12 protein-coding genes are annotated in these 12,805 nt (G+C 45.5%); 9 read left to right on the top strand and 3 right to left on the bottom strand.

What is annotated here, in order from left to right; translation table 11 throughout:
* Positions 1-289: 289 nt before the first annotated feature.
* From QUA04_RS16775 to QUA04_RS16745, 7 genes are all read left to right on the top strand, one after another.
* Positions 290-721: a hypothetical protein gene (locus tag QUA04_RS16775; protein WP_333258431.1), complete on the top strand. Its 432-nt coding sequence runs from the start codon at positions 290-292 to the stop codon at positions 719-721.
* Between the two features lie 117 nt (positions 722-838).
* The gene (locus tag QUA04_RS16770; RefSeq protein WP_333258430.1) at positions 839-1,225 is read left to right on the top strand and encodes a peptidase; all 387 of its coding nucleotides are present in this window, start codon (positions 839-841) and stop codon (positions 1,223-1,225) included.
* Between the two features lie 133 nt (positions 1,226-1,358).
* A complete protein-coding gene (locus QUA04_RS16765; protein WP_333258429.1) occupies positions 1,359-1,742 on the top strand; it encodes a hypothetical protein in 384 nt (127 codons plus the stop codon).
* Positions 1,729-2,064 (top strand): type II toxin-antitoxin system PemK/MazF family toxin, encoded by a 336-nt coding sequence (locus QUA04_RS16760; protein ID WP_333258428.1) that lies wholly within the window; start codon positions 1,729-1,731, stop codon positions 2,062-2,064. The genes QUA04_RS16765 and QUA04_RS16760 overlap by 14 nt, the downstream gene beginning before the upstream one ends.
* A gap of 168 nt (positions 2,065-2,232) precedes the next feature.
* Positions 2,233-3,378, top strand: a complete 1,146-nt coding sequence (locus tag QUA04_RS16755; protein ID WP_333258427.1) for an iron-containing alcohol dehydrogenase family protein — start codon at positions 2,233-2,235, stop codon at positions 3,376-3,378.
* Between the two features lie 99 nt (positions 3,379-3,477).
* Positions 3,478-4,662 carry an aspartate aminotransferase gene (locus QUA04_RS16750; protein ID WP_333258426.1) on the top strand — a complete coding sequence of 395 codons (1,185 nt, stop codon included), beginning with the start codon at positions 3,478-3,480 and terminating at the stop codon, positions 4,660-4,662.
* A gap of 272 nt (positions 4,663-4,934) precedes the next feature.
* Complete coding sequence (locus QUA04_RS16745; protein ID WP_333258425.1) at positions 4,935-6,662, top strand: DUF262 domain-containing HNH endonuclease family protein; 1,728 nt, start codon at positions 4,935-4,937, stop codon at positions 6,660-6,662.
* Positions 6,663-6,771: 109 nt separating this feature from the next.
* On the opposite strand, the gene QUA04_RS16740 is transcribed toward QUA04_RS16745, so the two are convergent.
* On the bottom strand, positions 6,772-7,914 hold the full coding sequence (locus QUA04_RS16740; RefSeq protein ID WP_333258424.1) for a hypothetical protein: 1,143 nt from the start codon (positions 7,912-7,914) through the stop codon (positions 6,772-6,774).
* A 222-nt stretch (positions 7,915-8,136) separates the two neighbouring features.
* On the bottom strand, positions 8,137-8,979 hold the full coding sequence (gene dapF / locus QUA04_RS16735) for a diaminopimelate epimerase (RefSeq protein ID WP_333258423.1): 843 nt from the start codon (positions 8,977-8,979) through the stop codon (positions 8,137-8,139).
* A 312-nt stretch (positions 8,980-9,291) separates the two neighbouring features.
* Between dapF and QUA04_RS16730 the strand changes: the two genes are divergently transcribed.
* Positions 9,292-9,504, top strand: a complete 213-nt coding sequence (locus QUA04_RS16730; RefSeq protein WP_333057289.1) for an Hfq-related RNA-binding protein — start codon at positions 9,292-9,294, stop codon at positions 9,502-9,504.
* A 174-nt stretch (positions 9,505-9,678) separates the two neighbouring features.
* Here the strand turns inward: QUA04_RS16730 and QUA04_RS16725 are convergent, their stop codons facing one another.
* Positions 9,679-11,994: a cation:proton antiporter domain-containing protein gene (locus tag QUA04_RS16725; protein ID WP_333258422.1), complete on the bottom strand. Its 2,316-nt coding sequence runs from the start codon at positions 11,992-11,994 to the stop codon at positions 9,679-9,681.
* A gap of 541 nt (positions 11,995-12,535) precedes the next feature.
* Here QUA04_RS16725 and QUA04_RS16720 point away from each other — a divergent pair.
* Positions 12,536-12,775 carry a glutathione S-transferase domain-containing protein gene (locus tag QUA04_RS16720; RefSeq protein WP_333258421.1) on the top strand — a complete coding sequence of 80 codons (240 nt, stop codon included), beginning with the start codon at positions 12,536-12,538 and terminating at the stop codon, positions 12,773-12,775.
* Positions 12,776-12,805 lie beyond the last annotated feature (30 nt).

The following is a 12,805-nucleotide window of genomic DNA, read 5'->3' as shown; positions in this document are numbered from 1 at the left end:
AACCTTTTAAGTGGACATATAAGGGTAAAGTCTTGGCTGTCTAATAGTCTGTGTATTTACGCCGAGGTGTACTAGTCAGTAGGTTGGCTTGCACTAGATTCAGGCCAACAGTGGCAAACCATGATCTAGTGGGGTTTCCTCCCTCAACCCAAACCTACTAGATATACCAAACTATCAGCCGCCTTCCAGGTTCAAGATTTACTATCCCGCAGGATGTTGATTTATTCCCACGGATCTGATTTTTTTGTGACACAATAGATTTTAGTATCCATCTATGTGAGGATTGTTCATGGCCCGTTTTAATCAAATCCTTGTCCTTAGCGCCATCAGCCTTATAGCTTTGGCTGGTTGCGACAGCGCTAAAGAAGCTTCCACTCCCCCAACTTCATCCGCCCCGGTTCCTGCTGCTACTGCTGTAAAAACTGAGAAACCAGCATCGCAGGGAAACTATGCAGAATTGAGTGGTGTGGTTTCCAGTACCAAAGCAGCAGTTCAGGCTGGAAACTTTGCCAAAGCCAAAACCGAATTTAACAAATTTGAGAATGCCTGGAAGAAAGTAGAAGACGGTATCAAAGCTAAAGCTCCTAAAAGCTACGATGCAGTTGAAGAGACTACAGACAAAGTAATGGCCGATCTCAAAAAGTCTAAGCCAAGTAAAGACCAAGTGCTGACTCAATTGCAGTCGCTGGAAAAGACTATCAGTAGCATTCCTAAGTCTTAAATTTCAGTGGTGAGTGCTTGATTCTACAGTCTGAGACGCAGAAACCGAGTTTTTTAACTCTTGTAATTGGTTCAAACCTTGAAGAAAAGTTAAAATATCCGGTTTCTCTGCGTCGGAGTGCGTAAGTCCTGTGAGAATTATGCGATCGCAGTTGCTCAGCAACAAGCACTCAACACTCGCTCCTTATATAACCTCAGTATTCCCAAACTTTCAACCACTATGAAGAGAGCATTTCGCAAATATCACCGCATTCTAGGCCTTATTGTTGCTTTGCCGATCGCGCTGACTGTCTTGACTGGAATGGTGATCACAATTGTCCGAGAGTGGCCGCTGGGTATAGAAATTTCATCGAGATTTTTATTAAAAATTCATACAGGTGAAATCTTTCACCTGCAAGCAATTTACCCTATTTTGAACGGCTTGGGAATGATAGGCTTGCTAGTGACTGGTTTAAGTATGTCTGGTTTGTTTGGCAGGAAAAAGCAGCCCACCTCCAACGATTAAAACCACAGAGGTGAGGAACTTTGGTCGTTATATTGTTGGACTGGCTAAAATCAGGAACGCTCTCACCTTTGAGAGTCGTGATAAAATATGTAGGTAACGCAGAAATCTAACAAAGCTGAAGGGTAAAAATCCCATGAAACCAACTATTAATAATATCGAAAAAAGGGTGATCGAAAATTTGCGACTTCTGCCTATAGAAAAACAAGAGGAAGTGCTCGATTTTCTGCAATTTCTCTTGTACCAAACACAACCGACAAAGCAGTTTAGCATAAGTTCAAAATCTAGCAGTTCGCCAACAGAAACACCGTCTCTGAGGCGCTTCTTCCTCAATTTACTACAGACAAAGCCGTTGAGCGTAAGTTCAGAATCTACCACTTCGGCAACAGAAACACCGCCTCTCCAGCCCTCGCTAGTAGACGGCGAAGACTATTTAATTGACCCAGCTATTACTCGCAGCCATGATGCTTTTTTGAAAAGTTACGCACCCGAAGACGAAGGACTTTATGATGACTATTGAACCTGGTGATTTTTGGGTGGTAAATATTCCCTTTACAAGCGGCGCAGACTCTAAAAAACGCCCCATACTTTTGCTATGGTTGGATGGCGAGGATGTGGTAGCAGCCGCCGTCACCTCTGCCGAACCCCGCAGCCAAACTGATGTATTTCTTAAGGATTGGTCTGTCAGCGGTTTGGTCCGTCCTTCAACAGTGCGTTTGTCTAGATTAGATTGTTTAGAAAAGTCTTTGTTGCTGCCACGGAAAAAAATCGGCCACATTTCTCAACCAGATGCAGCAGCAGTGAAACAAGTCTGGGATTTGTACGTTAAGCCTCAACTTTAATCATAATTCGATCGCCCTCAACTCCCCTCTCCCATGCCCCAAGCCCGCACAATACTTAATAAAAACTTTACAAAACTTACCCGATCGCCCAACATGGGTTAGAGTTATCCTAGAAAATCCAGCAATCCTGCAAAGCGTCAACCTTCTCGTCACTTATCCAGTGGTTCGATGACTCAAACCCAAAGCACCAAAACCGCCACCCCACCAGCAATTTATTCCTTGACAATTGCTCCCGCCTGTGTATTGCGGGGTCGATCGGCGATCGCACAAGCCGGAGATGCGATCGCCCGTTTCGGAAAGCGGCCGCTAATCGTCGGCGGCAGCAACTCCCTCGCCGCCGCCCAACCGTACCTGCAACCAATCCTCGAACAGCAGCAGTTAAAATCCGCCGAAACAGCATACGGCAAGGATTGCAGCGAAACCAGCCTCGAAACTCTCCGCGAAGCAGCCCAAACCCATCAAGCCGACTTCATCATCGGAGTTGGCGGCGGCAAAGCGTTAGACGCAGCCAAACTCGTCGCCTATCAATGCAAAATCCCGATCGTCACCATACCCACATCAGCAGCCACCTGTGCCGCTTGGACAGCCCTTTCTAACATTTATTCAGAACAAGGTGCATTCCAATACGATGTCACATTAGCCAGATGTCCCGACTTATTAATACTCGACTACGGTTTGATTCAAACCGCACCGCAGCGGACATTAGTAGCAGGAATTGGAGATGCGATCGCCAAATGGTACGAAGCATCAGTCAGTAGCGGACACTCCGAACAAACCCTGATCATTTCCGCCGTTCAACAAGCTAGAATACTGCGCGATATTTTATTTCAAAAATCAGCCGCCGCCCTCAAAGAACCCGGTAGCGAAACCTGGCAAGAAGTCACAGATGCAGCCGTATTGCTAGCAGGAGTAATCGGCGGAATTGGCGGCGCCCAATGTCGCACCGTCGCCGCCCACGCCGTCCACAACGGCCTAACTCATCTATTAGCAAGCCACGGCACATTGCACGGCGAAAAAGTCGCATACGGCATTTTAGTACAACTGCGACTAGAAGAAATGCTGCAAAACAATCAACTCGCCGCTACCGCCAGACAGCAACTGCTAAAATTCTACGCCGAAATTGGATTGCCCCAAACTTTAGACAACCTCGGACTCGGAGACATTACCATAGCAGAATTGCAGCGCGCCGCCGACATAGCCTGCAATCCCAATTCCGACATCCACCGACTGCCTTTTAAAGTTGTTCCCCAACAATTAATGGCAGCGATGGTTTCTACCACCGCACCTGTGGGAGAATTAAAGATTAAGAATTAAAACAGTTTGTAGTAAGGACTAAAGTCCTGAAAAGGCTGTGCTAGCAAGGACGAAAGTCCTTACTACAAACCAGGAAAACTGACAACTGACAAAAAATAAATGACCTTGGATTGGATTACCCCTGCTGACAGGTTGCAAAAACTACCGCCCTACGTATTTGCCCGTCTCGATGAACTCAAAGCCCGCGCCCGCGAACAAGGACTCGATTTAATAGACTTAGGAATGGGAAACCCCGACGGTGCCACTCCTCAACCAGTAGTAGAAGCCGCCGTCGCAGCCATCCAAAATCCTGCAAATCACGGCTATCCACCCTTTGAAGGAACTGCCAGTTTCCGCCGTACTATTACTAAATGGTACAGCCGCCGCTACAACGTTGAACTCGATCCAGAAAGCGAAGCATTGCCTTTGTTGGGTTCTAAAGAAGGTTTAGCACATTTTGCGATCGCCTATATCAATCCAGGGGACTTAATATTAGTACCAAGTCCTGCTTATCCCGTATTATTTCGCGGCCCAATCATCGCCGGTGCAAAAGTTCACAACATCATCCTCAAACCAGAAAATGACTGGGTAATTGACTTAGCCGACATTCCCGACAGCGTAGCCGAACAAGCCAAAATCCTCTATTTCAATTATCCCAGCAATCCGACTGGAGCAACAGCACCCCGCGAATTTTACAAAGATATTGTTGCTTTCGCACACAAACATCAAATCTTGCTGGTTCACGACTTGTGTTATGCGGAATTAGCCTTTGACGGCTATCAACCGACAAGTTTATTAGAAATTCCCGGCGGTAAAGAAATCGGTGTCGAATTTCACACCATGTCCAAAACCTACAATATGGCCGGCTGGCGCGTCGGTTTTGTAGTAGGAAATAGCAAAATTATTCAAGGTTTGCGAACCTTAAAAACTAACCTAGATTACGGTATATTTTCCGCATTGCAAACAGCAGCAGAAACAGCACTGCAATTGCCCGATAGTTACTTGCACGAAGTGCAGAATCGTTACAGGACTCGCCGGGATTTCATGGTTGAAGGATTGGCAGAATTAGGGTGGAATATTCCCAAACCTCTGGCTGCAATGTATCTTTGGGTTCCCTGCACTCCGGGCATGAGTTCTACTGATTTTGCCCTGAATGTTTTGCAGCAAACGGGTGTTGTGGTGACTCCTGGCAATGCTTTTGGGCCGGGCGGCGAAGGATATGTGAGAATTAGTTTAATTGCAGATTGCGATCGACTGGGAGAAGCATTGCGGCGCTTGAAACAAGCAAACATTCGCTATCAATAGTCATTGGTTATTGGTAATTGGCGATCGGCCGCTCACTCTGCATCAACTCATTATTATGTTAAGGATGACACGCATTACCCCCTAAACATAATAATGAGATTAACAAGCTCAGGCTTAAACCGAGGAGCAGATGATTTACCTCTCCCTTTTCCCCATCTTGGGAGGAGTTGATGTTATTGGTGATGGGCTTAGCTATCATAAATTAATCGGTATTGAAAAGAGCTTGTCCTCAGTGATGGGGTTAACTCAATTTAAACTAGAGAGAAAACACAATGGAAAACGGACAGAAGGCTATCAGTGATCTGTTTGAAAGCCGCAGAATTTTCAACATTCCCAAGTATCAACGTGCATACGCATGGGAAACAAAGCAACTGCGAGATTTTATTAGCGATCTTGATAACCAAGCTTTAGGCAAAGATTACTTTTTTGGGACAATCCTACTGCAAATAGGAGACAGCGAGGGGTATTTCAAGATAATCAACATTGTAGATGGTCAACAAAGGCTGACAACACTCACAATTTTCATGCGGCTGTTGCTTGATAAACTTGATTCCTTCGGTGACGATGTATCGATTCTTCGTGAAACCTACGTTCAGTACCGAAATGAATATAAATTACGAGTTTTGGAATACGATCAACCGTTTTTTTGCAAGTGTATATTAGAAGATTGTGAGGATACTGAAAGCTTGATTGAAACCCCTTCACAACGTCGTTTATTAGATGCCAAGGACTTCTTCATCAAGGATTTAGAAAAGCGAACTCTTGAAAAGTTGCGTGAGATACGCGAGAAGATTGAGAAGGCTAAAGTCCTGACATACGCTGTTATAAATAATGCAGAAGCAACACTAATTTTTGAGACGACTAACGACAGGGGTAAACCTCTGACAAGTCTTGAAAAAATCAAAAGCTTCTTAATGTATAAGGTTTATCTTGCAGCGAATGATCCAGAGAGCTATCTGAGAACAATACAGAATCGGTTTGGTGAGATTTACAGGGATTATGAAGAGACTATTCAAAATATTACCGGAATCAGCGAAGATTTTATCTTGCGACAGCACTATATTGCTTTTGAGGCTAATGTAAAAACAGACGGTCAAAAGGATTATTCGCGTCATTTATCGTTGATCAAGGAAAGAATTAACTCACTTACAGCGAGTCCCGCTACTTTTGCTGATGCAACAAAATTTATAGATGAGTATTCATGTCAACTGAGCAAAACTTTTGCAATATTTAATCAAGTATCTCAAAATCTCAGGGGAAACTTACTCAATCTTTTCCATCTAAAGAAAACAGCACATTTCTGGCCACTACTCATCGTGTCTTGGAAGCATGATAATAGCCAAGAACACTCTAACTTCGGCAGAGTAACGAAACTGATGGAAATTATAAGTTTCAGAGTGTATGGAATACGAAAGCGAAAACTCACAAACACTACAATTTCAAAGCGGCTACATGAGTTAGCACAAAACTTCCAGGGAGACTTTGAGGTTTTAATATCAGGTCTCAAGGATATTGTCGGTGAGTTCTGTAGTGATCGTGAGTTTCAGGAGAGACTTATTTCACCCGACTTTTATGAAGCTATTTCAGAAAATGATTTGAACTATCTATTTTGGCAGTATGAAAATTATCTTCGACAAACGGAGTACCTACAAGATGAACTGATAGGATTTCGCCAGTACCAAGGTCTCTCGATTGAGCATATCATTCCCCAAGTACCTAGACAAATTCATCCTTGGATGCCTGAAGGTTTCTGGGGTAATTATATTCATAGTATTGGGAACTTAACGCTTGATCTATCCTGGGAAAATTCCGCCAAATCCAATTCTAATTTTGATTATAAATATAACTACTTCTATAAGAATTCAAAATTTCGTTGTCAGCAAGAACTTATCACGTTTACTAACTCAGATAGTAGTGAGTGGGATCAAACATCCATTACCAAGCGGCAGACAAAAATTGTAAACTTTGCAATGATGTACTGGAATTATCAGAGTAGGTAACATTCAACAGTCAATGGAAGAAGGCTTTAACCGAGCCGTTTCCCTACAATTAATGGGGGTAGGGAAACGGCACTGCCGTGTCCTCCGTTTCTATCATCTCTGAGTGTAACTATAACGTTTTAATTTGCTCAATCACCCAATCAAAAGTTTGCATAACTTGCTTGAGGGCAGATTCGTCTTGCAAAGTAAACAAAGCCAGACTCGGCGACCTTCTCTCACCCGGTTCTATAGGCAGCGACAGACCGATCGAACTCAGCTTACTTCTCAATTCCAGCCAATTTTGTTCCGCATTAAACGGCGGCTGGGAACCGTAATTGTCAGCAGAAATCTCCATTCTGCCAGCAATATCTACAGTGAATAACTGATAGGGTTTTCTTCCCTTTTGAGGCAATTGAGCCGCGAAACCGCCGTAAGCGTCCCCCGTTCCCCAGTGGATTTGAACTTCGGGTTCTTGACTTTTAGCCCAAAGGTAAATAGCTTTTGCCATTTGCGCCTCGTCTGCGCCTCGTCTAGCTTTGATTTCCGCAAAAAATGAAGATTCATCCCAGCGCCTTCTTTCGCGCGTCGCGCTGGATTTTTTCTGCTGTGCTTCCGCTGTCTGACCGATCACTCTGGGAACCAGCGTTTTCAAACCGTCTTCACTTACATACTGTTTAATCTCCAGGGCCAAAACTTCAACCGGGTCCATTTGTTCGTTGAGAAATTCCACAACTCGGCGCATTTCAGCGGAAATCTCATCAGCTACAAACACTAAGCGAACTTTACCCGCTTGCAAATTAGTTTTAACCTTTTGCCAAAATCTGTCTTCATTAGCATCCGCACCGAGAAACTCTTCAAAAATCTGTTCGGGATCGCGACCCCGATCGCGACAATTAGCTTCAAACAGAGCAATAATTGAATCTATCGGCCAGTAAAACAACGCATTAGCAGCATAGTCGATCGACTGACCCAAAACTTTTTGCCGCAGTTCGGCATTAGGAGTTCGCCTGACATCCACCAAAGTAGGAACTGCATTTTGGTCGAGAAACAAATGATCCAGCGACCACTGCACCGCTGTTTCCTCATCGCTGGGGGCAGCTTCCCGCGAAATTAACAGCCACCTGCGCGCCGTAGCCCGATCGATTTGGTCTCCCGGGATCAAATTAGGATAAGTTACTAGCAAGTCTTGTAACTGGTCTTCCGAGTCGTAGGGCTGTTCCATCATTTCTACCAGCCTGTCGTCATCCTGAATCAGATAAATACCTCCAGCCATGCAAGCCCACCTACTTAATTTTAGATTTTAGATTTTAGATTTTAGATTTTAGATTTCAGGCTTAGTTATTAGTCTTCAGTCTTCAGTCCGCAGCCAATAACTTGTGAAGGCCCAAAGCATTGTTCAGAATTCAATAAAAATTTTTAATTCAATAATTTTTATTGTTTGTGAATTCCACCAAAAAAACCTTCTGACTGATGACTGATGACTGATGACTAATCACTAATCACTAATACAACCAGTAAATACTCGCTGTGCCGGCCCGGTCATGTAAATCCGCCCAGAAACTTCTGCCCATTCGATTTCCAAAACGCCACCAGGGAGCTCAACTGCAGTTGCCCGATCGCACTTCCCTACCAACACCCCAGCTACCACAGCAGCACAAGCACCAGTCCCACAAGCTAGAGTAACACCCGCGCCTCTTTCCCACACCCGCATTTTTACATAGTCCGAACGTACCACTTGAATAAATTCCGTATTGGTACGCTGCGGGAAGGCTTTGTTGTGCTCGAATTTAGGCCCGACAGTTTCTAAAGCAATCGCCGCAACATCCTCTACAAAAGTAATGCAGTGAGGATTGCCCATACTGACGCAGGTAACAGACCAAGATTTATCAGCAACTTCGATCGGCACATCAATAGCTTTGGCATCCGCTGCAGCCAAAGTTGTCGGAATTTCCGCAGCCAGCAGCCGGGGAACCCCCATATCCACCTTCACCTGACCGTCCGATCGCAATTCCGGGGTAATCACACCAGCCAGAGTGTGGATGCGGTACTGAGTTTTCGCCTCTGACCCTTCCAAATCGGCGATAAACTTAGCCAAACAGCGAATTCCGTTACCGCACATTTCCGGTTCCGAACCGTCGGAGTTAAAAATCCGCATAGTATAGTCAGTGTCGTTTTGACCCGGAAGAGCAAATATCACACCGTCTGCGCCAATCCCGAAATGTCGATCGCACAAATCCACAGCTTGTTCTGGCGTGATCACCGGTTCTGACGAGTGGCGGTTGTCAATCAGAATAAAATCATTTCCCAGTCCGTGATACTTCGCAAACTCGATCGGCATAAAAACAAACCTCTTTTGGTTAAAACTGATTAGATAATTTGATGACCAAATTACCCATTTCCCAGTATTATAAAACTTTATGCAATTTATAGTCCTTTCTCGTCAAATATAAACAAATATAATTTTTATAACTCTACAGGGATATCTAATTAATCCTGATGTCAATGGCTCAATGAATATCGGTCGAAAAGTAACCGCCAATGGGTTTCTCTCTCATTGGGGAGAGGCGCTTGTAATTGCCGCAGTAAGGGTTAAACGGTACAAACAGAAGAATATGGTTTAAGGTAATATTTGACTATATTTTTCTGAACTATGTCTGAATTTGAAACCGGATTGCCCAGCGTTCGCTTAATACAAAGCTACATCAAAGACAAACAACAGGTGGAGATCAAACTCCTGACCGGCGACTTAGTAGCTGGCAGAATTTTTTGGCAGGATAATAGCTGCATTTGCCTCCTCGATCCCTCAGAAACACAAATTCTGATCTCGCGGCCAGCAATTGCTTATCTCAAACCCAACGGGTAAGAGTGGGGCATGGGACATGGGGCATGGGGCATTGTTGACTGTTGACTGTTGACTGTTGGCTGGAAAGCTCACCACAGTCAACTGCCAACTCTGAACAGTCAACCGTCAACTGCCAACTGCCAACTGCCATCTGAACAGTCAACCGTCAACTGCCAACTGCCAACTGCCAACTGACTAATCGCTAAACAGCTTTTCGATGACTTGAACCTTGACCAAAGGCAGCTTTAAAGCAGGTTGCGGCACCGGTGGTGAGGCCGTCCGCTGCATCAAGCCGAGCTCGTAGAAGCCGCCGCACAGCAGCAAACGATCGCCTTCTTGCAAATTCGTAGTTCCGTCAGGCCAGCGAGTAAATTTCCCTTCCCGGCGGATCGCCCGTACCTGCACCCCGTACTGGGTCAGCAATTCTACCTCTGACAGTTTTTTGCCCGCCCAAGGACTGTTTGCTGGCAGTCTCAGCCACTGGCAAGAACTGTCGCCCTGCGGGACTGCAACTTCGCCCTTCGCCAGCAACTCAAAACTGATGAGTTCTTCCGGTTCTCCCACTACAAAAAGTCGATCGCCCGAGTGCAAAGCTGTCTTGCCGTTAGGATAATCAATTTCCTCGCCATTCTCGCGGACGATCGCCATTACACTGACGCCTGTCAACTGGCGCAGGTTAGTTTCTTCCAGAGTCATGCTGGCGATGGGAGAACCAGACGGCAAGCTGTACCACTCGCTGTTCATATCTCGAACCGCCACTTTCAAATCCCGCGAAATCGCCAAAGGTTCGCGCGGTGGCCGCAGTTCCAGATAGCGGCTGCTGCGAATTTGCTGCACTTCCCGCCCGATCGCCATTGCCGAGATCCCAATACTAGCCAACAAGTGGGCGGACAGTTCTAAACTCGCCTCAAACTCCGGCTGCACTACTTCCCAGGCCCCCAGTTGGTAAAGCAGTTCGATGTCTTTATCTTGGTTGGCCCGCACCACAATATCCAAATCCGGGACTAATTCTAAAGCCCGCTTCAGACACAAGCGAGTGCTCATGGGATCGGGAAGGGCGATCGCCATTGCTTTTGCCCGTTCCACCCGCGCGGCTTCCAATACGTGCAAGCTGGCAGCATTCCCGTAAATGTAAGGAATTCCTTGGACTCTGCACTCTTGAATTCTACTTTCTGACTCGTCGATCACCACAACTGAACAGTTGCGACTTTGCAGCATTTTGACTAAAATTCTGCCGACTCGCCCGTAGCCGCAAACCACAACATAATTTTGTTCCGGCAAAGTTTCAGCTATTGCCACAGGTTGAGATGTTTCGTCAAAATAGCGCTGCAAAGGCCCGAAATTTTCCGCCCATTTCAATAACTGCGGCACGCTTCTCAACACAAAGGGAGTCAGCACGAGAGTGACGGCTGTCGTTCCTAAAATTAACAGGTAAACGTTCCGCGAAACCAGCCCCATAGCTTGACCTGCACTAGCTAGTACAAAGGAGAATTCTCCTATTTGAGCTAAGCCCAAACCTGCGATTAATGCTGTTTTTAGCGGATAGCCAAATAGTCGGACGATCGGCGTTATAATCAAGAATTTGCCGACAAATACTATAAATACCAGTCCCAGAATTACTTCTAGATGGTTCCACAGAAACATCGGGTCAATTAACATCCCGATGGTGACAAAAAATAAGGATGCAAAAATATCTCGCAAAGGCTCGACGTAAGTTAGAGTTTGGTCGGCATATTCCACCTCCGAAATCATTAAACCCGCCACAAATGCGCCCATCTCGATCGAAAAACCCAAATATTCTGTCAGTAGCGCAATCCCTAAAGCCAAAACCACAACTCCCAGCAAAAACAGTTCCCGGCTTTCTGTTTGCGCCAGGTAGCGCAGCAACTGCGGTACGATCCAAATGCCCGCGACTACAGCACCGGCAGCAAATAACCCGATCCGCAGCAGGGCCCACGCTACCGTCATGCCGATCGCTTCTGCTGGCTGATTGAGTGCCGGCAAAACTGCTAGCATTAGCCCCAAAGCCAAATCTTGAACTACTAATATTCCCAGCATGACTTGACCGTGGGAAGTACCGCCTTCATTGCGCTCCATCAAGCATTTCAATACAACTGCGGTCGAGGAAAGCGACAGAATCGCTCCTAAAAACACGCCTTGAGCGGGCGATTCTACCCAGCCTACAGCCAAGGAAATTGCAGTAGTAATGGCGATCGTCAGCACAATTTGCAAGCCCCCCCCGCCCAAACTAATGGCTTTTACTTTCTGGAGTTCGGCGAAGGAAAATTCTACTCCCAAGGCAAATAACAGAAAGGCAACCCCAAATTCAGCCAGGGTGTCTACCTGAATTAATTCTTTAATCAGTCCCAAACCGGCCGGCCCAACTACGATCCCTCCCAGGAGATACCCTAGAATTACCGGCTGTCGCAACAGCGATGCAAAGAGTCCTCCTGCTGCGGCAGCAGCGAGAACTAGAACTAAGTCAACGATCAGTCGGAAGTCTTCTTGCACAACTTTATGAAAAAAGTATAAAGTTATATTATAGTGTCTAATGTGTTGACTATGTTTAGTGGGTTGACTTTAGTTGGTGAGCCAGGGCAACTGCAACTATATAACCCGGTATTTTTTGATACCCAAGAGTTTCTCTCCTCACAAAAAGCTTAACCTCTTACAAGTTGATCGAGGCATTGGGGCTTGATTGTGGGTAATGTTTCACCTCAACCCGATGAGGGTGGATAGATTAAATCAAGTTACTTTTTTTAATCTATTTCAGGCGGGGTAGAGTGATTTTAATGACCTTTTTGTATTGAGTGGTTTTACCACGGTGTACGTTCACAGATCGGCGATCGGTAAAAAGGATTAGTTAAAATCTTTTTTATTTATTCAGGCCCTGCTTGCGGATTTACCCGATATACTGGATAATTACTCAGTCACTTGTGTGTTTTTGTCAAGTAATTCCAGGTTCTGCTAACAATAAAGATTTAGGTTTTAGACAAGTAATTTGGTCGTTGCTCTTGATACCTCAAAATGACAAGTGCATTCGGGATGTAGGTTGGACAAAGCTGCCGTCGCACCTGTAAAGACTGCGCTAGAGGCGATCGAACCCCTAACTTTAGGACAGCCGTATTTGCTCGGTCACGAACTGAGCATTGCCGATTTCTACCTAATTCCCGTCTTCACCTACCTATCGCAGACCCCAGAGTACGAAGCAACGATCGCTCAAACTCCGAAACTGCGGACTTGGTGGAATGAAGTCACTCAACTTCCCAGCGTCAAGAAATTCTGTGTTTGATTGACATCTGTAGCATTTTATAAATCACAA

The organism is Microcoleus sp. S13_C5 (assembly GCF_036700845.1).
Classification (GTDB): domain Bacteria; phylum Cyanobacteriota; class Cyanobacteriia; order Cyanobacteriales; family Microcoleaceae; genus Microcoleus.
Note: the sequence above shows the minus strand (reverse complement) of the source record. Positions and strands in the feature narration are given on the sequence as shown.